Raw genomic sequence first — 21,303 nt, 5'->3', positions numbered from 1 at the left:
CTTCGACATGGTCGCCTAGATTCCTGAAAATCAGGCCGGGCGAATGCGGATCGCCAGATGCGGCCGGCCCGGCAGTTCCACTGCAAAAGCGGCATCGGGTTTTCGCTGCATCACCACCGCCCCGTGCCGGGTCGGATGGTTCTGCGGTGCCGGCACGATCTTTGCCGGTTCGACCGTCATGTTCCAGGTATCGATCAAGTCGACCTGATATTTTCTATCGTCCTTGGGGAGGCCCGAAGCCCAGATCACCGGTTGGTGCTCACCAAAGTAGATGATGGTCGTATCGCCATCCCGCGCGCCCGATACCCGGTTCCAGGGATAGCGCGTCTGCGGGTCGATCGGCTCAAACCCGTGTTTGGCGTCTTCTTCCATGAGATCGCGCAGGAACCCGATGCGCTTCCAGGCTTCGCCATGCAGTTCTCCGCCCTTGGCCCACCAGATGAGATCGTCGGGATTGGAGAACGTTTCGCCGTGCCCGGTATAGCCGCCGCGCATCGCCGTGATCCAGAAGCGGTGTACCAGTTCCTGCGCAGAAATATTGCCCCAGACCTGGATGATATTGCCCTCATATTCGGGCTCGTCATTGACCACCGGCTTTCCATAGGCCAGCCGCCATTCCCCGGTGCGCTTCACGTCCCAGTTCTGGATGCAGACATGGGTCACCCAAGGTTTGCGGTGATCGTAATTGGCCTCCGGGTCGCCGTTGTGGATCGAGCGCAGATGCCCATAGGGGTCGTTCTCTTCCAGAATATGGAAGTAGCGCTCCCACTGGTGCATCGGCTTGGTGTTGAGAAGGAAATCGTATTCGTTGGCGAGCGACCACCAGACGTTGCGATAGGCCGACAGGCGCGCGGCGAGATACTGGACATAGGCATAGTCCTGCGCCTCGCTCATGTCGCAATAGCCCCAGCGATCATAGGGGTGGAAGATGATGATATCGGCTTCGATCCCCATCTCCCCCAGTGCCTTCACCTGGTTCTCAAAATGGCGAAAACTTTCGGGATTGGGCCGGTCGAAGTCGTACTTTCCATCCGCGCCCTTCTGATAGACGTCGTGCAGCGCCTCGTTGACGTTGTAGGGATAGTCCTTGGGAAAGACGCCCATGCGCAGCTTGTTGAAGCGCGTCTGCTTCAACGTTTCGAGCGTCTTGGCCTGTTCGCTCAGCGGCTGATGCGTCCAGGCGTAGCAGGTAGTGCCAAAAGACAGGAACGGCGTGCCGTCGGCATAGGCAAAGTGGAATTTGTTGGTGACCCGCACCGGCCCATGCACGCCCGAACGCGGCGCCGTGGCCGTGAAGCCGCCGGTCTTGCCGTCCAGTTCGGCCGCATTGGACTTGGTCGAAAACGTCCATTCGCCCTCATTGTCCGGCATGAAGCGAACGCGGAAAATGCCCTCGCCGTCATAAAAGCCCGGCACGCGAACGACGCGGCTCTTCTGCTGGAAAAAGGCCTCCAGCGTCACATCGAGGAACGGATTGCCGCCCGGCGGACCAGAAAAGCTGGCTTCAAAAACATCCCATTGCGCTGTTGTCGTCATGCTCATTCTCCGTCGACGCGCTTGAACAGCAGCGCCTGATAGGGCTTTGGCGAGAAGTGCAGCACGTCGCCGCGCTCGACGCTTTCAGCCAGCGTTTTCTCGGTCATTTCCCAGGTGTCGATCAGCGTCGCAGAGTATTTTTCGCCCGGCGGGGTCGCCACCGCGAATTCATTGGGCTGGTTCTCGCCGAGATAGGTCAGGTAATATCGATGTGGCTGGCCGGCCGTCGCGAACCAGGCCTGCACCCGCGGCCAATCTTCTTCGCCCGGCGTGGGCTGGAAGAGCTGGGCCAACACGACATTGTCGAGGCCGCCGGCGATGGTGGTGCGATATGCGCCCGTCGATTTGACGGGATCGAGCCCTTCATCCGGGCCCTCTTCCAGAATTTTCCGCAGGAAGGCGATGCGCTCGACGCTTTCGCCAATCAGCCTGCCGCCCTTGGCCCACCAGAGGTTCTCTTCGTCATTATAATAGGTCTCGCCATGGGTGACGTAGCCGCCATTGACGGTACCATCCCAGAACCGCCGAACCATCTTCCTGGCCGAGATATTGCCCCAGAGTTCGGCAATATCGCCCTCGTAGCAACACTCGTCGATCGAGACCGGCTTGCCATATTTTTCGCGCCACAGTGCCGAGAGATTTGCCCCCGAGCGCTGGATGCTCGAATGGGTAATCCGCGGGTGGTTGTGGTCATAAAAGGCGAAGCAATTGTGCACGCTGAGGAGGTGCCCAAAGGGGTCGTTGTCCGAAGTGATGTGGATGAACCGATCCCAATCCGCCATGGTCTTGGACGGCATCAGGTCATATTCATTGGCCATCGACCACCAGACGTTTGGCAGTGCCGCGAGGCGCGCCACAAGATACTTCAGGTATTGATCGTCCTCGGCCGGGCTCATCTTCGAAAAGCCCCAGCGATCATAGGGGTGGAAGATAATCAGGTCCGCTTCGACGCCAATCTCGGCGAGCTGGTTGATACGCTTTTCGAGGTGCCGAAAATAATCCGGCTCAAACCGCGAAAAATCAAACTCCCAGCCGAAGTCACCACGGAAACTGCCGGTCCATTCGCTTGATCCCTGCTTCACCAGCGGGAAGGGATAGCGCTCGGGCTCGTTCTGATTGTAGCGATAGTGTTTTGGGAACACGCACATGCGGATCTTGGTGAAGGGACCGTCCTTCAGCGTCTGCAGCGTCTCTTCCTCGAGCGCATCGCCCTGCAGGTTCCACACATAGGCCGTGGTGCCGATATTGATGTAGCGGGTGCCATCGGCATAGCGGAAATGGTGGCGGTTGGAGACACGCACCGGCCCATGGTGCCCGGGCTTGGCCGCACCCACCTCAAAGCTGCCGCTCACCCCATCGAGCGCCGAAACATTGCTTCTAGTTTGATAGGTCCAGGTGCCCGTCGTGTCGGGCAGAAAGCGCAGCTTAAAATTGCCGTCGCCGTCATAAAACCCGTTCACCCGCACCAGCCGGTCGCCCTGGCTAAAGGTGGCACGCAGCTCGACGTCCTGGAATGGATTGCCCTCGCTCGGGCCTTTTAGGGTGAGTTCATACGTCGCCCACAGCGACGCGGCGCCGTTGGCAGAAGCAGAATTGGTCATCTTGCTGTCCCGTAGTCTGAAAGTGAGTGGTTCTGAAATTTCCGCTTAACTGGCGATGCGCTTGCGCTCGCGCCAGCGGCTGGTGGTCGTGGGAATCGAGCTGAGCAGCAGGCGGGTATAGTCGTGCTTGGGGTCCGACATGACTTTTCGCGCGGGCCCGAACTCGACCACGCGACCCTTGTTCATCACCGCCACATAGTCGGAGATGTAATAGGCCGTGGCGAGATCGTGGGTGATGTAGACGAAGCTCCGCCCCGCCTCGTCGCGCAGCCGCTTGAAGAGGTTTATGATGATCATGCGGCGCGAAGCGTCGATCATGGAGACGGGCTCGTCGGCCACGATCAGTTTCGGGTCAGGAATCAGCGCCCGGGCCACCGAAATGCGCTGCAATTCACCGCCTGAGAACTGGGCCGTATATTTGCCGCGCACCTCTTCATAGCTGAGGCCGACATTTTTGAGCGCCTCGGTCACGGCGTTTTCGGCCTGGATCCCGTCCATGCCGGCCACGCGCCGCGCCGTCTCTTCGAGATAGACGTCCACCGGCCGATAGCGGCTGAACGCCTCAAAGGGATTTTGAAAGATCGGCTGTACCAATCCCAGAAAATCCTTCTTGGAGGGAATGGCGCCCTGCCCGGCAACGACCTGGTCATAGACGATGGCCCGACCGCTGGTCGGCGTTTCCAGCCGCAGCAGGGTCTTGGCCAGCGTAGTCTTGCCGCTACCCGACTCGCCCACGACGGCGATCACCACCGGCTTGTCGCTCTCGACGGTGATGTTGACGTCGTTGAGCGCCTGGATCGGCTTGGATCGCATGAAGCCGCCGAGGCGGTAGATCTTGTTGAGACCTTCGGTCTGGAGAATGACGCTCATGCCAAAGCTCCTTCCTTTTGCCGCGCCGGCTGGGCCACAAAGTGCCCCGGCTTTACTTCGATGAGGTTGGGTTCGACGCGATAGGCGCGGTCGCCGCCGGCCCCGGCCTGGCTCGCAATGACGCCGCGCATGCTGTCGTCGCCAATGGTGGGAAGAGAGTCGATCAGCATCTTGGTATAGGCGTGCTGCGGATCGGCAAAGACGCTGTCGGTATCGCCATATTCAACGACGCGCCCGGCATACATGATCAGCATCTTGTGGGTGACCTGATAGTGGACGCCCATGTCATGCGAGACGACGAGGATAGTGTTCCCCATCTCTTCCTGCAGCTCCATGAGCAGCATCAAGATGTCCTTCTGCACTACCACGTCGAGCGCCGTGGTCGGCTCGTCGGCAATGATCAGCTCGGGCTGGAAGAAGGTCGCGAGCGCAATCATCATGCGCTGCCGCATGCCGCCCGAAAGCTGGTGCGGATAAGAATCCATCGCCTCCGGCGGCAGGCCGAGCTTTCCGATATAGGCCCGCGCCCGTTCCAGCACCCGCTTCTTGTCGCTGTCGGTCCCCGGAAAATCCACGAACTGCTCACGAATGCGGATCACCGGATTGAGCGAGTTCATCGAGGATTGCGGGATATAGGAAATGGTCTTGAACCATTCCTTGCGCACGTTCTCGGCGGTGACGGGTTTGCCGTCCGTTCCCTTGAGCCCGTAGTCGATGCTGCCGCGGGAGAAAGACATGGGCGACTGGATATCGCCATAGATCGCCTTCATCAGCGTCGATTTTCCGGAGCCGGATTCGCCGGCAATGCCGACGACGCAATTGTCCGGAATAGTCAGGGTCACCCCATCGACGGCATCGATCGTCCTTCCGCCGATGCGATAGCTGATTTTCAGATCGTTGAGCCGGATCATGACACACCACGCTTGCTGGCAAAGGCCTGATTGAACCCTGTGGACGTCAGGAACAGCCCGAGGAAGAGGGTAACGGTCGCGACGATGGGCGCCACGATCCAGGGATATTGCCCGGTGAACAGGGCGTTGTAGCTCAGGGCCCAGAAGATGATGGAGCCGAGCGTCGGCACTTCCACCTTGGACAGGCCGATCACCGCCAGCGTCGCCTCGGTATTGATGGCAAAGAGCACCGTGTTGATGAAGCCGACTAGGATATAGGCCGACACATAGGGGAAGATGTCCTTGGCGAGGATATCGACGGTATTGGCCCCCGAGAACCGCGCCATGTTGATGAATTCGCGTTCGCGCAGAGAGAGCGCCATGGCGCGAACGGTGCGCGCGTCCCAGGCCCAGCCGAAAATGATGATGATCAGCCCGACGGTGAAGAACGAGGTGTTGCCGCGGATCAGCGCACCGAGAATGATCAGGATCGGCAAGAGCGGGATGGTGATGAACGTATCAACGAACAGCATCACGATGCGCTCGAAGGCGCCGCCGATATAGCCGGCGCTGAGGCCGACAATGGTCGCGACAATCGTCACACCGACGGCAACGAGAATGCCGAGCATCAGCGAGTTCTTGATGGCAAAAACCAGGAACCAGAAAATGTCCTGCCCAAGCGCATTTGTGCCGAGCCAGTGGACGCCCGACATGGGCAGATTTCGCATGTAAGTGGCCTGGACCGACGGATCGGCCGGCGCGAAGTAAGGCAGGATAAAACTGCCGAGCCCCATGACGAGCAAGATGACGAGACCCACGGCGAGACGGGCGTTCAGCAGCCAGAGCAGACCACCCTTCCTGCGTCCAGGTTTACCAGCGACAGGCGGCGCGACAACCAGCGCCACCGGATCGGCATTGTTGATGTCCATGCTCATTTCGTGCGGATCCGCGGGTCGAGGAGAGGATAGATGAGATCGATGACGAGGCCGGCCGTCGCCACGGCCAGGATCGAGAGCGTGATCGCGCCATAGAGCACGTTGTAGTCGCCGCCCGTCGCGGCGGTGCGCATGATCAGGCCGATACCAGGATAGGAGAAGATGATCTCGGTGAGCAGCGCGCCGTTGAAGATCATGCCCAGCGACAGCGCCAGCGCCGTCACCTGCGGCAGGAGCGCATTGCGGAACACATAGCGCGTCATGCGCGTCCAGTTCGAAGCGCCCTTCAACCGTGCATAGGTGACATAGGGCTCCTCGGTGGTCGCGACCGCCAGGGCCTTCATCGAGAGAATGTTCCAGCCAAAGCCTGCCAGCACCAGCGTGATCGCCGGCAGCAGCGAATTGTAGATGATCATGCCCACCTTGGCCCAGGTCATCTCGCCGACGGGGAAGGTCGGGGAGAGCGGGAAGATCGGGAAAATATAGGCCAGCAGCAGCAGCACCGTGACCGCCAGAATATAGTAGGGGATCGGGTAGAGCAGGATGCCGACGAATTCGAGCACCGAAGCGGCCTTGTGCTTGTGGAAGTAGCCGGCAACGAGCCCCACCATATTGCCCAGGAGCCAGGCGATCATGGTCGAGGTCAGCAGCAGCCCCAGCGTCCAGGGCAGCGCCGTGACGATCATGGTCGAGACTTCGGTGGGGTAGTAGGTGAAGGACGGGCCGAAATCGAAGTCGATGACGACGCGCTTCAGATAGGAAAAATACTGGGTGAGGATGTCGCCCTTGAGGCCATAGAGCACTTCAAGGTTGGCCCGCATTTCCTCGATGGCCTCGGGGGTGAGCGTGCCATTGGCGCGGCTCTGGATCTGCCCGATATAGCCGTCGACCGGATTGATCGGCATGAGGCGGGGCAGCATGAACGTTATGGTCAGCCCGATAAACAGCACGGCGAGATAGAGGCCGAACCGCTTGGCGACATAGGCGAGAACACCCATCTGTCAGTCCTTCGCAAAAACCTACACGTCGCTTTCGGGGCATATGGCGTTGTGCCGTCTCCTCCCCCGGCTGTCATCCCGGCAATGGCCAGGATCCATCCTGAGATCTCAAGATGGGCCCCGCGGTTTACCCCCGGGCTTGATCCGGGGGCCGGGGCGACAATCGAGGTTGGGAGAACCCAATCGACGTGACCGAGAGAGAAGAAGCGGGGCAGCCAGGAGGACATTGGCCGCCCCGCAAGTCGCTTATTGCTGGCCGGTCGGCTCGATCGACACGACCGTCTTCTTGAAGGAACTCCACCAGGTGTAGGGCGCAGCGTAGAAGTTGTCCTGCTTGGGGAAGTTGGTCCAATAGGTCTTGTTGGTCGGGATCGTGGTCGGAATGTTCATGAGATTGATCATCTGCATGTCTTCCGTCAGGTATTTTGCAATGTCCTGGCCATTGGCGAGGAATTGCGGATCGTCGGTCGGCAGCTGCGCACTATCGGCCACGATGTCGAAGATGCGCTGGTCGGTGACGCGCATGATGTTGCCGTTGAGCGCGTCGGTCGAGTCGACCGGCAGCACATATTTGGCATCGAACTGGCGCCAGGAATTCTGCCAGTTGACGTTATAGGTGCACGACTGCCCCCAGTTGATCATCAGCTCGTTGCGGGCATTGGTGTTCTGGACCGTGGTCCATTCGCCATTGTCCACCTGGCGGGTATTGATGTTGAACCCGGCCTGGCGCCAGCTATCGGCAATCGAGAAACCGATGCGCTGGATGACCTTGTTCCAGTCGCCGGGGATGACGAATTCGATCACCCAGGGCGAGCCGTCTTCAAGCGCAAAGAACCCATCGGCACCCTTCTTCATGCCCACCGATTCCAGCAGCTTTGCTGCCTGGGCCGGGTCGTGCTTCCACCACCCCATGCCGAAGCCTTTTTCCACCGCATCGCCCGTCGGCAGTTGCGAGGCATCGACGCCCTGCGCTGCCAGTGCATCGCTCAGTTCAGCACCAAAATTGGTGTTGTAGGGCTTGTAGCCATCGGCCAGCGTCAGCTCTTCGAGCCAGGACTGGAGCGGTTCATAATAGAGCGGGCCGGTGATCGGGGTATCTGCCAGTGGCAAGGCGCCGGCCTTGAACTGGCCGCTCATCGAGGAAATGCCGACCTGCTGCATGTTGAGCGCCAGCGCCAGGGCCCAGCGGACTTCGGGCTTGTCGTAGGGCGCCTTCTGCAGGTTGATATAGACGCCATAGGAACAGGCGTCGTTCATGTCGTGATAGGGGAAGGTCGGGGAGAAGCTTTCGATATTGGGATTGCGACCCTTGGCGGCCTGGATCGAGTCCGGGCTCATGAACGTGTCGACGTCATACTGGTTCTGCACGAAGGCCAAAGCGCGCGTCTCTTCGGCACCAAAATCCTTGTAGAGCACGAATTTTGGCTTGGGCTGGCCGAGATTACCCCAGCCGGAGCGTTCCCAGTCTTCGCGCAGCTCCCAAAGCTGCCAGGCGCCGTTGGGGTCGAATTCCTTGATCTTATAGGGCCCGAGGGTCACCGCATTGGTGTTCTGGAAGGTGACCACCTGGTCGCCCTGGGGCTCGAAAAATGTGCTTGGGCACGATGACGAACTGGCTGCCCCAGGTATAGACGCCCATCACCGTCTGGAAATCGAAGGACGGACGGGAGGTTTCCACCTCGAACGTATATTTGTCGACCTGCTTCCAGCTCTTGACGAAATTGGCGACCACGGCCACGCGGCCAAGCTGGCTGCGATATTTTGTGTAGGTATCGAGCGAGTAGATGACGTCGTCAGCGGTGAATTCGACGCCGTCGCTCCAGTAGACGCCTTCGCGCAGTTTGACGCGGAACTGGGTATGCTCGTCATTGAGCACTTCCACGGGGCCGGCGGCGAGTTCGGGATAGGATTCGCCGGTGGCGGTGTCCATTTCCCACAGCCAGCTCCAGCCAAGCTCGCGGAAACCGCGCCAGATGGCATAGGAGTTCATCGGGTTCTGGGCGGACGCGTTGGCGGCACGACCATCGAAGGTCTGCACGATCAGCGTTTCGCTGCGCGGCGTGCCGACATCGGTCATGGCGCCTTGCGCAAATGCGGTAGTGGTCAACATGACGCCAAGGACAGACGCCATCAAAGAACGGCCAAGCCGAACCATATTTTCCTCCTTTGCCGGTCGCCAGCCCTCCAGCCGGTCAACCCACGAAACGCGAGGCGCTTAGGGAAGTAGGGACGCGTTTTCAGCCTCGCGCGCCGGGTGCATTCCGGGCGCGACCAGTCTGGCCATAAAACTTTCCGTATCCTCCCGCGCGCTCCCGCAGCGGCCGCAAGATCGTTTTGTTATTTTCGATTTCTTGCGATTACTAACGATTATGTACGGAACCCGAGCTTGTCAATGGCCTTCAAACCACGCGCTACAGGCGTCGAGCTGCGTCAAATCCAGTCAAACTCGCCCCATGGAGGACTCGATGCGCAGCACCATTTCCCCCTCATACCCAACCATGCCAATGAGTTAACAGGCAGCGATGACCAGCAAGGCGATCAGAACCGCGCAGGAATGATCCGAAAACCACAAAATCCGCAAATTTTCCGCATCAGGCGAAAGACAAGAAAATTCGAAAAATTGTTACAACTCGCCACCCCGGGCTGCTTTGCCCGCGTTTTTCCGTCGGGATGAGCCTTTCGCCCCCGTTGGAAAGGTCGGCGCATAGGCCAGACGGCGAGGGGTCTGGTGTTCCCGTCGGCCAAGCGGCAAAAAATCCGCCTAGTGAACCTGGACCGAACCGCGCTGGAAAAACACGGTCAGCAACGGCGCGAGAATATTGGGGTCATATTCGTGGCTCTGATCGGCCAGGGTAATGCGCTCGACATTGTGGAGGCCAGATGCCACCCAATCGGCTCCCGCCGCCATGAAGTGAAAACTCTTGTCTCCGTCGAGCACCAGCACCGGCATGATGGCGTTCTGCCAGCGCTCGGGCGGTGTCTCGCCGGCGCGGGCATCGGCGAGAATGCGGTAGTCGTGTTCCAGGGTCAGGCCGACGGCGGCAAAGGCCGGCCAGGCAGGGCTCGCCTTGAACCCATCCAGCGCCTCCTCGGGCATGCCGACGTCGAGGAGAAAATCGCTCATCATCTCGGCGGCGCGACCCTGGGCTGCCTGCATGGCCATCCGCTGGTGCTCGTCGCGATAGGTGTCGCTGGACCTGTTGGGATCGATCGGCGGTTCATAGAGCGCCAGACCCTTGATCTTGCGGGGCATGGCAGCCGCGGCTTCCAGAGCCAGCACGGCGCCCGAAGACATGCCGAAGACAAAGGCCTCGCCGCCTGCAACCTCAAGCAGGGCGGCGATATCCTCCACTTCTCGCGCCACGGCATAGGGCCATTGATCGCTCGAGTCGCCGCGACCGCGCCGGTCGAAACTGATGACGGTAAAATGCTGCGCCAGAAGGCCGATCAGTATCGGGGTCACCCGGTCCACCGCCCGATACTGGGTGGCACCGGCCACGAGGATTATGGCCGGCCCGTTGCCGGTCACGTCATAGCCGATGGTGACGCCATCCTTGGAAACAACCTGCGGCATGCGAAATCCTCCTCGTGGGGCCACTATGCACGAGGGAGGCAGCCGCCAAAACGGAAATCCCCGCTTGCGCGGGGATCACACGGTATTTCTCCGATGACGGCAGATGTTAGCGGATGGCAATGCCTTCGGCATTGAACACATGCGCCTTGGCCGGATCGATATAGGCCGGGACGGTCGAGCCCAGTTCGACGTGACGCTGGCCTTCGAGCACGACGGTCAGGGCCTGGCCGTCGGTGGTGGTCGCATAGACCACCGTCTGGCCGCCGAGATTTTCGACGAGATCGACGCGCAGGTCGGCAAACTTGGCGCCCGAGCCTTCAACAATGGTGATGTGCTCGGGACGAACGCCCAGCGTCGCCGTGCCGGTCGCGGAACGGCCAAGCGGCAGCGAACCGCTCGCGGTCTTGACCGTCTCGCCATCACCGGTGGCGGTGAGGAAATTCATCTTCGGCGAGCCGATGAAGCCGGCGACGAAGAGGTTGCGCGGATTGTTATAGAGCTCGAGCGGGGCGCCGGCCTGCTCGATGATGCCGGCCCGCAGCACCACGATCTTGTCGGCCATGGTCATGGCTTCGACCTGGTCGTGGGTCACGTAGATCATGGTGTTACCCAGATCATTGTGCAGTTTTGCGATTTCCACGCGCATGGCGACGCGCAGTTCGGCGTCGAGGTTGGACAGCGGCTCGTCGAAGAGGAAAATCTTGGGTTCGCGCACGATGGCGCGACCAATGGCGACGCGCTGGCGCTGGCCGCCGGAAAGCTGCTTGGGTTTGCGTTTCAGCAGCGGTTCGATTTTCAGGATCGCTGCGGCACGCTGCACGCGGCTGTCGATCTCGGCCTTGGGCATCTTTGCCGTTTCGAGACCGAAAGCCAGGTTCTGGTAAACGCTCATATGCGGATAGAGCGCATAGGACTGAAAGACCATGGCGATGCCGCGCTTGGCCGCCGGGACCTCGTTCATGCGCTGACCATCGATGATCAGATCACCGCCGGTGATCGGCTCCAGCCCGGCAATCATACGCAATAGCGTGGATTTCCCGCAGCCCGAGGGGCCGACGAAGACGGTGAAATCACCGGGTTCGATATTGAGATCAACGCCATGGATCACGGCCACGTCGCCGTAGGATTTCTTGATCTGGCGGAGTTGAATGCTGGTCGCCATGGGTGTTCTCCTAAATCTTACCGGAACTCGGCCGGAACCCAGCTCTGGTAGAGCGGGTGGTCGGGGCCCAGGGGCAGAACGACCTCCTGGTGGGTGGAAGAGGAATGATAGAAGGCCGTCACCAGTTCAAGCGAGCGACGCGAGTCGGCTGAGGTCACCGGCAGCGGGATCTTGCCGTCGATGGCATCGTAGAACCGCGCCATCTGCGTCTGGAAGCGGCTCGGCACATGCTGCCAATTGGCCAGCAGCGCATCGATCTTGGCTTTCACCTCGTCATTGCGCGGCAGGATTTTCCAGAGCTCCTTGCCCGGATTATAGGGGGCGTGGTCGCTCTCGATGGTGACGTTTTCGAACTGCAGACGGATACGGGTGATTTCATCCACCGAACCCAAAGTCGCCGTCAGGCTCGCCAGCGCCCCGCTCTTCATTTCAAGCGAAGCGGAGATCGTGTCTTCCACTTCGATTGGGTTGACGCGCGTCGCCACGCGACCAAAGACCCGCGAAATGTCGCCCATCAGGTAAGTAAAAATGTCATGCGGGTGGATGGCATGGCCCATGAGCACGCCGCCCAGTTCGGTCTTCCACTTGCCGCGCCAGGGCACCGCATAATAGGGGGCCTCGCGGCGCCACATGGTTTCGACCGTGCCGGCATAGGGTTTTCCGGCAATGCCGGCATCGATGATTTTCTTGGCCTGCTCGATGCCATCGCCGAAGCGATACTGGAACACCGGCATCAGCTTGCCCTTGGCAGACTTTTCGGCTTCGACGATCTCGTCGATCTGCTGGAGCGAACCGACCAGCGGCTTTTCGCAGACGACATGCTTGCCGGCGGCAAGCGCCTTGGTGACCATGGAGAAATGCACGCCCGGCGGGGTGCAGACGTCGATCACGTCAATATCGTCCATGGTGAGGAGGTCGTCGAAATTGGTGATGCGGCGTTCGACGCCGAATTCATCGCCGATCTTGGCAAGGCGCTCGGGATCGAGATCGCAGAGCGCCAGAACCTTGAATTTATCCGAGTTGGGCAGATAGCCCTCGACGATGTGCGAACGGCCAATGCCGCAACCGACGACGGCGACGTTAAGAACGCGGCTCATTTCACCCACTCCGTACCCTGTTCGGCCTTGGCCTGGGCAGTCAGCGCCATCTTCATGGCATTGTAGCAACGTTCCTGCGGCATGGCGGTCTCGGTGCGGTTCCTGACGTCATCGAGGAACTGGCGGCCGAAAGGCAGGTCGACCTGCGAACAGTCGATATGCTGCACGCCTTTCTTGTCGACGAGGAACAGGTGGTCCTCACCGGGACGGCCGGCGATGTCGACATATTTCCTGAGCTCGATATAGCCCTCGGTGCCCAAAATGGTCAGGCGCCCGTCGCCCCAGGTGGGCAGGCCTTCCGGCGTGAACCAGTCGACGCGGATATAGCCGGTCGTGCGTTCGGTGCGCACATGGGCGTCGCCCACATCCTGCAGGCCCGGGCGGTGGGGATGGTTGCGATTGTAGACGCTCGAAGAGGTCACATCGCCATCATTGGCATTCGAGAAGAACAGGAACTGTTCAAATTGGTGGCTGGCGATATCGGTGAGGATGCCGCCATAGCGATTGCGGGTGAAAAACCAGTCCGGACGGTTGTTGAGGCGCAGCGAGTGCGGCCCAAGGCCCACGGTATTGATCACCTCGCCGATGGCGCCCTTGGCGATGAGGTTGCCGGCTTCGACGGTGGCGGGCACTTCAAAATGCTCGGAATAGAGCACGGAGAAGATGCGGCCCGTTTCCTTCTGCACGCGCTTGATCTCGTCAAGCTGGGCGAGGGTAGTCATGCCCGGCTTGTCGGTCAGCACGTCCTTGCCGTGGCGCATGGCGGCAAGGCAGATATCGGCGCGATCGCCGGGAATGGCGGCAGTCACGACGATCTGGATGGACGCGTCTTCCAGAATAGCGCGCGGATCGGAAACACGCTTGGCTTCCGGATATTTGGCGCCAAACGTGGCGGCCAGGTCGTCTTCCACGGCGTGGAAGGCGACAAACTGGGCGCCCGCGCGCTTGAGACAGTCGACCTGCCCATAGATGTGCGCGTGGTTGATGCCGATGGCGGCGAATTTCAAGTCTGACATAGGCTTAACGCTTCATACCGGTAGTCGCGATGCCCTCGATGAGCAGGCGCTGGAAAACAAGGAAGAAGAGGAAGATCGGCACGATGGAGAGGACGCTCATGGCGAAGAGCCCGCCATAGTCCGACATGCCGGTGGAGTCCGTAAAAGTGCGGAGGCCGAGCATCACCGTGTAGTCGCTCATCCGGTTGAGGTAGATCAGGGGGCCGAAGAAGTCGTCCCAGGTCCAGATGAAGGTGAAGATGGCAGCCGTCGCCAGGACCGGGGTCGAGAGCGGCAGCATGATCTTCCAATAGATGCGCCAGGGTCCGGCGCCGTCCATCATCGCAGCTTCATCCAGTTCGCGCGGAATGCCGCGGAAGAACTGCACCATGAGGAAGATGAAGAAGGCATCGGCCGCGAGGAAGCGGGGCACGACCAGCGGCAGGAAGGTGTCGACCCAGCCGAGCTGGCGGAACAGCACATATTGCGGGATCAACGTCACCTGATAGGGCAGCATCAGCGTCATCAGCATCAGCGCGAACCAGATCTTGCGACCGCGGAATTCGAGGCGGGCAAAGGCATAGGCGGCCAGCGAACAGGCAAAGACATTGCCGATCACCGACAGGGTCGAGATGATGAAGCTATTGGTGAAGAAGACCGAGAAAGACGTCCTCAGCCCGTTCCAGCCGCGGATATAGGCATCGATGCTCCAGGAGGAGGGGATGATGCTGGCCGAGGTAAAAATCTCGTTTTCCGGCCGGAAGGAGGCCGCGAGCATCCAGAGCAGCGGATAGAGCATCAGGATCGATGCACCGATCAGCAACCCATGGCTCACCACCGACAGGAGGCGCTTGCGCCAGATCGGGGCTTCGGCGCCGACAACGGTCAATTTCATGGGGGCATCAGTCATCGTAGTGCACCCAATATTTCGAGGTGAGGAACGAGAAGGCGGTAAAGACGGCGACCAGCGCCAGCAGCACCCAGGCCAGAGCCGAGGCATAGCCCATGCGGAAGAAGCCGAACGCCTCCTGGTAGAGATAGAGGGTGTAGAACAGGGTCGAATTGATCGGATTGCCCGTGCCGCCCGAGATGATGAAGGCCGGCGTAAAGCTCTTGAAGGCCTCAATCGTCTGAATAATCGCGTTGAAGAAGACGACCGGCGTCAGCAGCGGCAGGGTGATCTTCCAGAACTGGCGCCATTTGCTGGCGCCATCAAGGGAAGCGGCCTCATACATGTCCTGCGGAATCTGGCGCAAGCCAGCGAGGAAAATGATCATGGGCGAGCCGAACTGCCAGATCGAGAGCACGATCAGCGTCCAGAGCGAATAATTGGGGTTCGAAATCCAGCTCGGCCCGATAATGCCGAAGAGGGAGAGGAACTTGTTGACGAGACCATCGGCGGCAAAGATCTGGCGCCAGAGAATGGCAATGGCGACCGAAGCGCCCAGAAGGCTCGGCAGATAGAACAGCGAGCGATAGAGGGTGAGACCCTTCATGCCGCGATTGAGCAGCAGGGCGACGCCAAGCGCGAAAGCAAGCTTCAGCGGCACCGAGAAGACCACGAAGAACATCGTCACCCGCATGGAGGCGGCGAATTTCGGGTCATTGGTGAACATGCGGACATAGTTGTCGACGCCGGCCCAGCGGGGCGCCGTCAACAGGTCGAAATGGGTAAAGCTCAGATAGAGCGAGGAGATCATCGGCCCGAGCGTCAGCCCGAAAAAGCCGATGAACCAGGGCAGGAGGAACAGGTAGCCGGGGGCATCCTGTTGCCAGATGCGTCGCCAGACGGAAGGCTTTTCCACCTCTGTCGGCGACGACGTCGCGACGTGTTGCATTGTCATGCTTAGCTCGTCCTCCCCAGGCGCTCGTCACCTGGTCATACAAGGGCAGGGCCGGTAGCGGCCGGTGTCACTGTGCAAGGGCATTCCCGTGCAGCGCAGCGGCCCTTGAAACCGAAAATCGGCCACGCACCCCAATGGGGCGCGTGGCTTTTGCGAGAGATCAGCTCGCGCGTTCGAGAATGGCCGTGGCTTCGGAGACGAAGTACGGACCGGCATCTTCCGGCGTACGGGCGCCGAAGGCCACTTCCTGGCCGATGACGCGCAGCAGCGAGAGGTCGATTTCACCGGCGGCGGCCGGCGGCGGCGGCGGCAGCTTGCCGAGGAGGTCGCCCAGGTTCGCCACGAAGTTCAGCGCGATCTGGTTGGCTTCATCGAGGGTCGGGGCAACGATTTCACGGGTTTCGGGCAGGCAGGGAATGCCACGCTCGACGCCGAGAATTTTTGCCGATTCCGGATCCGAGATGAAGAAGCTGAGGAATTCGGCAGCCTTTTCCTTGGCCGCAGAGGTGCCCGAGACCGAGAAGAACATCGAGGGCTTGCGGTAGTGACCGCCGCCAACGCCAGCCGCAAGACGCGGATAGCCGACCATGTCGAGCTTGTCGGGCACGAGAGCCTGGAAGCCGACGAGCTGGTTCGAGTTCGACGGCATCAGAGCCGACTTGCCCGAAACGAGCATGGTGGTTTCGAGCGGACCGGTGTCGAGGGCCTGCGCATCCGGGGCAACGATGACGCCGGCATCGCGGAAGGTCTTCCAGAGGTTGAACCACTCGGTCATTTCGTCGGCGCCGAAGCCGAGCTTGCCGTCAGCGGTATAGAGCGCAAGGCCCTTCTGGCGCAGCCAGTTGTCGAGCATGGGCTCGGTATAGGAGCCGTCCGACATCATCTTCATGCCATTGCGGATATTGGCCTTTGCGAAGGCTTCACCCTTGGTCATGATGTCGTCGAGCGTCCAGTCATTGGTCGGGGGCTCGACGCCGGCTTCCTCGAAGGCCACGGTGTTGACCAGGGTCGCCACCGAGTTCGCGCCGAGCGAGATGCCATAGAGCTTGCCGTCGACCTTGCCGCCTTCGAGCTGGTCTTCGTCGAAGCCGTCCAGCTTCAAAGCGCCGCCGACGAATTCGTCGAGCGGGGCAATGGCGTTACGCTTGGCGTATTCAACGATGTAGCGGTAGTCCATCTGGATGATGTCGGGGGCGTTGCCGCCGGCAGTCTGGGTGGCAAGCTTGGGCCAGTAATCGTTCCAGGCGAGGAATTCGCCTTCGATCTTGTTGCCCGTTGCCGTCTCAAAGAGATCGGTGACGCCAAAAGTGCGATCGGCGCGGCCCTGGCCGCCCCAGAAGATCAGGCGCATATTGGCGGCCTGGGCCCAGGCGGGGCTGATGCCGGCGACACCGGCAGCCATAAGAGCCGAAGTTCCCATCAGGAACTGACGGCGATCCATACGAAAAGTCATGTGTTTCCTCCCATGAACAGTTGAGGCTCCAGCCTTCCGGAGCAAATTGAACCAGCGACCTCCCCGTCGCTAAATCACCAACCGGTTACTACAGTGAGCAGATCAAGCGCATTGTCAACACCTCTGTGACTGACGCTCTGCGTCCAACCTCTCTTCACAAATAACCAGCCAGTTACCCCTTACCATAGGACCCCGCCGCGGAGCAACAATCCTTGTATGGAAGATTTTTTGCGACTGAAGCGCGCCGTGGCAGCTGTTGCCGCGCGATTCGTCCTGGCGCTGTCCTCCCGGTTTGCCCAGTGGCGGCGCGCATCGCGCTGTCTCGCCGGGGCCTTTGTCGTTGACGCACAGTGGCGCAAAATCGTCTGCTGGAAAACTACAAAATTGCCCGGCATATTATAGAGCAAATCTATAGCAGCACGCCGAGGAGGCCGTTTTGGACAAGTTGCTCACCCAGTTCCTGGCTGTTGCCGATGCCGGCTCGCTCAGCGGCGGCGCTACGACGCTGCTCATTACCCAGCCCACCCTCACCTTCAACATGCGCAAACTTGAGGAGACCATTGGTGCACCGCTTTTCGAGCGCTCCTCGCGCGGCGTGCGGCTGACCCGCTATGGCGAAACGCTCTATGAAAATGCGCGGCTGATGAACCGGCTCTATGACAATACGCTCAGCGCCATTGCCGACCAGCAGCGCGGCACTGAAAGGGGGCTCACGGTGGGCTCGGGCTATTCGTGGTGGGCCATGTTTCTCAAGGATCTGGTCATCGACTATCAGCTCGAATTTCCCAAGGCCCCCGTGCAGGTTAGCCTCGGCAATCAACTGCGCCTTCTCGACCAGATGCTCTCAGGCGATATTTCGCTTTTCCTCGCGCATGAAATTGACGGGCTCAATCCCAGCATCGGCACCGATTTCATCCCCTTGAGCCGGGTCTACAATGCCCATTTCGTCCACCAGGGACACCCGCTTCTCGGTGTTCCGCGCAATCGCGCCGAGATCAACGAATATCCGCAGATCATCAGCTCGCTGGCCGAGAGCCGGCACGAGCGCTTCTTCGATATTTCGCGACGGCGCACGCGGGTCGAAACGGTTTTCGACCGCACCCACTATGCCTTCCGCTCGAACTCGCTCGCCGCCTGCATCGACTATGCCCTCGCCACCGAAGCCGTTCTGACACACACACATGTGATGCGCGACGCCTTCACCAAAAGCGGCCTTTTCGAGGTGGAACAGTCGGAGCCGCCGCGCATCAATGTCGCCGGCATTTATGTGCTCAAGGAAAGGCGCGGCGAAGAGCGCGTCGAAGACCTGATCGCGCGCATCAGCGCCGCCGCCGCGACCACGCTGCCGCCGCTCTGAAAGGCATCACATCGGCGCCAATCGCTCTCGCGCCGCAAAAACTAACATGTTAGCTTCATCGCCATGCAGCAAGCCCCTCTCTTTTCGATCCAGCCTACAGCCCCCACACCCGATCGCCTCGCCGCTGGCGAGCGCGTTGCCGCACGCCTCAAATCCCTGGTCAGCGGCGCCATCCATACCGATCCGCTGATGACCTATGCCTGGAGCGGCGATGCCAGTTCCTATCGGCTGATCCCCGCCGTGGTCGTCTTCGTCAATTCCGAAGACGATGTGCGCGAGGTCTTCAAGGCCGCCCGCGCCGAGGGCCTGCCCGTCACCTTCCGCGCCGCCGGCACGTCCCTGTCAGGTCAGGCCGTTACCGATGGCGTTCTTGCCGTTCTGGGCGATGGCTGGCGCAGGCTCGACATCCAGCCGGGCGCCGACAGGATCACTCTGGGGCCGGCCATCATCGTCGCCGAAGCCAATAGGGCGCTGAAGCCGCATAACAAAAAGATCGGGCCGGATCCGGCGAGCCAGGCGACCTGCAAGATCGGCGGCGTCGTCAACAATAACTCGTCCGGCATGTGCTGCGGTGTCGCGCAAAACACCTATCACACCATGGCTCGCCTGCGGATCGTGCTTACCGACGGCACCATGCTTGATTCCGGTGATGCCGCCAGCCGCGACGCGTTCCGTGCCTCGCATGGCAAGATGCTGTCAGGTCTCCACCAGCTGCATCACGACGTCATGGCTGACGAAGAACTCGTCGCCCTGATCCGGCACAAATACCGGATCAAGAACACAGTGGGCTATTCGCTCAATGCGCTCGTCGATTATCACGACCCGCTCGATATTCTCATCCACCTGATGGTGGGCTCGGAAGGCACGCTCGGCTTCGTTTCGGAAGTCACCTACAACACCGTGCCCGAGCACCCGTTCAAGGCCACCGGGCTGATCCCCTTCCCCGATCCGCAATCGGCCGGCCGCGCCATCATTGAAATGGCCAATGGCGGCGTGCAGGTCACTACCGGCGTCACCGCCGCCGAATATATCGAGCGCCGCGCCCTCGCCACCGTCGAACATCTCGCGCCCATGGCCCCGCTGCTGCCCCGGCTGACGGAAAATTCCCCGGCCGTGCTGATCGACGTCACGGCCCCCGATGCCGCCACTCTCGAAATGGAAGTGGCGAAAGCCAATGCGCTCCTCGCCCGCCATGGCGCGACCCATATCGATCTCTCGACGGACGAGCATCGCAGCCACGCCCTTTGGGACATAAGAAAGGGCTTTTTCACCTCGGCCGGCGCTGCGCGCCCCAAGGGCACGATCATGCTCACCGAGGACGTTGCCGCCCCGATCGAAAAGCTCGCTGAATTCGTCGTTGACCTGCGCACCATGCTCGACGATCACGGCTATACCGATGCCGTCATTTTCGGCCACGCCCTCGCCGGCAATCTTCACTTCCAGATGGGCGACGATTTTTCCAAACCCGGCGCGGCGGAAAAGTTCGACGTCTTCAACCAGGAGCTCAGCACCCTCGTCTCGCTGCGTTATGGCGGCTCCTTGAAGGCCGAGCACGGCACCGGCCGCGCCATTGCCCCCTTTGTCGAGGCCGAATGGGGCTCAAAAGCCTATGCGATCATGCATCGCATCAAGGCGCTCTTTGACCCGGAGCGCCTGCTCAATCCCGGCGTGCTGCTCAATGACGACCCCAAGGTGCACGTCAAGAACCTCAAACTCATGCCGCTGGCCGACGAAATCGTCGACCTCTGCATCGAATGCGGTTTCTGCGAGCCGGCCTGCCCCAGCCACCACATGACGCTGACCCCGCGCCAGCGTATCGCCGTCACCCGTGAACGCGCCCGCCTGCGTGCATCGGGCGAAGATCCCGCGCGGCTCGCCCGCTTTGAAGCCGATTTCCAATATGCCGGCATGGATACTTGTGCGGCCTGCAACCTCTGCTCGCTACGCTGCCCCGTCGGCATCGAAACCGGTACCCTCATCCTGGGCGAACGCGCCCGCCGCCGTGGCGGCACGGCCCATACGGTCGCCCGCCTCGCCGCCGATCATCGCGGCACAGTGGAACGCGCCATGCGCGGCGGCGTCGCCTTTGCCGACGCGGCCCGCACGATCATTCCGGCCCCGGCCGTCGAAGCCATCACCGAAACCGCGCGCCGCCTCACCGGCAAGCGCGTGCCCCGCGTTTCCCGTGCCCTCCATCACGGCCCGGGCGCACCGCGCTCCCGCGACACGCGGCAAGACCCACGCAAAACCGGCTTCCCGGTGCCCATCGCCCAGAGCGCAAGGCCGCAGATCGTCTACTTCCCCGCCTGCCCCAGCCGCATGTTCGGTGCGCCGACAACCGAGCATGACCTGCTCGACACGCCCGCCGCCATGATGGCTCTCCTCGAGCGCGCCGGCTACGACGTCATCGTGCCCGACCACCTGACGGGCCAATGTTGCGGCCAACCCTTCCAGTCGAAGGGTTTTCCCGAACAGGCCGCCGAAGTCGGCAAGGCGCTGAAAGCCGAGCTGTCCACCCTGTCCGATGCCGGTCGGCTCAATGTCGTCACCGACGCCTCCACCTGCGCCAAGCATTTGAAGGAATTCCCCGGCGACGCGCCGGTTGCCGATTCGGCGCAATTCCTCGTCACCCACGTGCTGCCAAAACTGGCGATCACCCAAAAACTGCCGGTGGTCGCGGTGCATCACAATTGCTCGGCGCAACGCCTTGCCGAACAGCCGGCGACGGAAGCCGTTGCGGCTGCCTGCGCCGAAAAGCTCGCCGTGCTCTCCTCGATCACCTGCTGCGGCTATGCCGGGGACAAGGGCCTGTTCCTGCCCGAACTCAATGCCCACGCGACCCGCCGCGTCGGCAATGACATTCCGGACAATTGCACGCTGGGCGTCTCCACCGTCTCGACCTGCGCCTCGGGCCTCACCGAAAGGGCCGAAATCCCCTTCGTGAGCCTTGCGAGCCTTCTCGAATGGGCCAGCCGGCCCTGAACTCGAACA

At 61.0% G+C, this 21,303-nt stretch carries 18 protein-coding genes; 3 read left to right on the top strand and 15 right to left on the bottom strand.

All coding sequences use genetic code 11. The annotated features are described in order from the left end of the window. Positions 1-30: 30 nt before the first annotated feature. The 8 genes from NVV77_RS12475 to NVV77_RS12440 form a co-directional block, all read right to left on the bottom strand. A complete protein-coding gene (locus tag NVV77_RS12475; RefSeq protein ID WP_295413653.1) occupies positions 31-1,542 on the bottom strand; it encodes a DUF5060 domain-containing protein in 1,512 nt (503 codons plus the stop codon). Then, a complete protein-coding gene (locus NVV77_RS12470) occupies positions 1,539-3,137 on the bottom strand; it encodes a DUF5060 domain-containing protein (RefSeq protein ID WP_295413650.1) in 1,599 nt (532 codons plus the stop codon). The genes NVV77_RS12475 and NVV77_RS12470 overlap by 4 nt, the downstream gene beginning before the upstream one ends. A gap of 45 nt (positions 3,138-3,182) precedes the next feature. Continuing rightward, positions 3,183-4,007, bottom strand: a complete 825-nt coding sequence (locus NVV77_RS12465; protein ID WP_295413647.1) for an ABC transporter ATP-binding protein — start codon at positions 4,005-4,007, stop codon at positions 3,183-3,185. Then, positions 4,004-4,918 (bottom strand): ABC transporter ATP-binding protein, encoded by a 915-nt coding sequence (locus NVV77_RS12460; protein WP_295413644.1) that lies wholly within the window; start codon positions 4,916-4,918, stop codon positions 4,004-4,006. Before NVV77_RS12460 ends, NVV77_RS12465 begins: the two co-directional genes overlap by 4 nt. Beyond that, entirely contained in the window at positions 4,915-5,832 is a 918-nt protein-coding gene (locus NVV77_RS12455) for an ABC transporter permease (protein WP_295413642.1), read from the bottom strand. The genes NVV77_RS12460 and NVV77_RS12455 overlap by 4 nt, the downstream gene beginning before the upstream one ends. After that, the gene (locus NVV77_RS12450; RefSeq protein WP_295413640.1) at positions 5,829-6,830 is read right to left on the bottom strand and encodes an ABC transporter permease; all 1,002 of its coding nucleotides are present in this window, start codon (positions 6,828-6,830) and stop codon (positions 5,829-5,831) included. The genes NVV77_RS12455 and NVV77_RS12450 overlap by 4 nt, the downstream gene beginning before the upstream one ends. A gap of 246 nt (positions 6,831-7,076) precedes the next feature. Beyond that, positions 7,077-8,396, bottom strand: a complete 1,320-nt coding sequence (locus NVV77_RS12445; protein WP_295413639.1) for an ABC transporter substrate-binding protein — start codon at positions 8,394-8,396, stop codon at positions 7,077-7,079. After that, positions 8,350-8,937: an ABC transporter substrate-binding protein gene (locus NVV77_RS12440; protein WP_295413637.1), complete on the bottom strand. Its 588-nt coding sequence runs from the start codon at positions 8,935-8,937 to the stop codon at positions 8,350-8,352. Before NVV77_RS12440 ends, NVV77_RS12445 begins: the two co-directional genes overlap by 47 nt. A 285-nt stretch (positions 8,938-9,222) precedes the next feature. Here NVV77_RS12440 and NVV77_RS12435 point away from each other — a divergent pair, with 285 nt between their 5' ends. After that, positions 9,223-9,504: a hypothetical protein gene (locus tag NVV77_RS12435; RefSeq protein ID WP_295413636.1), complete on the top strand. Its 282-nt coding sequence runs from the start codon at positions 9,223-9,225 to the stop codon at positions 9,502-9,504. Positions 9,505-9,591: 87 nt separating this feature from the next. Here NVV77_RS12435 and NVV77_RS12430 read toward each other — a convergent pair whose 3' ends face one another. The 7 genes from NVV77_RS12430 to NVV77_RS12400 all read right to left on the bottom strand — a co-directional run bounded on the left by NVV77_RS12430 (position 9,592) and on the right by NVV77_RS12400 (position 16,955). Next, the gene (locus NVV77_RS12430) at positions 9,592-10,404 is read right to left on the bottom strand and encodes an alpha/beta hydrolase (RefSeq protein ID WP_295413635.1); all 813 of its coding nucleotides are present in this window, start codon (positions 10,402-10,404) and stop codon (positions 9,592-9,594) included. Positions 10,405-10,510: 106 nt separating this feature from the next. Continuing rightward, positions 10,511-11,566, bottom strand: a complete 1,056-nt coding sequence (locus NVV77_RS12425) for an ABC transporter ATP-binding protein (RefSeq protein ID WP_295413632.1) — start codon at positions 11,564-11,566, stop codon at positions 10,511-10,513. Positions 11,567-11,583: 17 nt separating this feature from the next. Continuing rightward, entirely contained in the window at positions 11,584-12,663 is a 1,080-nt protein-coding gene (locus NVV77_RS12420; RefSeq protein ID WP_295413629.1) for a Gfo/Idh/MocA family oxidoreductase, read from the bottom strand. Next, the gene (locus NVV77_RS12415) at positions 12,660-13,679 is read right to left on the bottom strand and encodes a Gfo/Idh/MocA family oxidoreductase (RefSeq protein WP_295413627.1); all 1,020 of its coding nucleotides are present in this window, start codon (positions 13,677-13,679) and stop codon (positions 12,660-12,662) included. Before NVV77_RS12415 ends, NVV77_RS12420 begins: the two co-directional genes overlap by 4 nt. A 4-nt stretch (positions 13,680-13,683) precedes the next feature. Further along, complete coding sequence (locus NVV77_RS12410; protein WP_295413624.1) at positions 13,684-14,553, bottom strand: carbohydrate ABC transporter permease; 870 nt, start codon at positions 14,551-14,553, stop codon at positions 13,684-13,686. A gap of 7 nt (positions 14,554-14,560) precedes the next feature. After that, positions 14,561-15,502: a carbohydrate ABC transporter permease gene (locus NVV77_RS12405; protein WP_295413621.1), complete on the bottom strand. Its 942-nt coding sequence runs from the start codon at positions 15,500-15,502 to the stop codon at positions 14,561-14,563. Between the two features lie 160 nt (positions 15,503-15,662). Beyond that, on the bottom strand, positions 15,663-16,955 hold the full coding sequence (locus NVV77_RS12400; RefSeq protein ID WP_295413619.1) for an extracellular solute-binding protein: 1,293 nt from the start codon (positions 16,953-16,955) through the stop codon (positions 15,663-15,665). A 436-nt stretch (positions 16,956-17,391) separates the two neighbouring features. Here NVV77_RS12400 and NVV77_RS12395 point away from each other — a divergent pair, with 436 nt between their 5' ends. Together NVV77_RS12395 and NVV77_RS12390 are read left to right on the top strand one after the other, a co-directional pair. Beyond that, positions 17,392-18,312, top strand: a complete 921-nt coding sequence (locus NVV77_RS12395; RefSeq protein ID WP_295413616.1) for a LysR family transcriptional regulator — start codon at positions 17,392-17,394, stop codon at positions 18,310-18,312. 63 nt (positions 18,313-18,375) lie between these two features. After that, positions 18,376-21,294 (top strand): FAD-binding and (Fe-S)-binding domain-containing protein, encoded by a 2,919-nt coding sequence (locus tag NVV77_RS12390; RefSeq protein WP_295413614.1) that lies wholly within the window; start codon positions 18,376-18,378, stop codon positions 21,292-21,294. Positions 21,295-21,303 lie beyond the last annotated feature (9 nt).

This window comes from Devosia sp., assembly GCF_024707125.1.
Lineage (GTDB): Bacteria > Pseudomonadota > Alphaproteobacteria > Rhizobiales > Devosiaceae > Devosia.
This window is presented reverse-complemented; position numbering and strand designations above follow the sequence as displayed.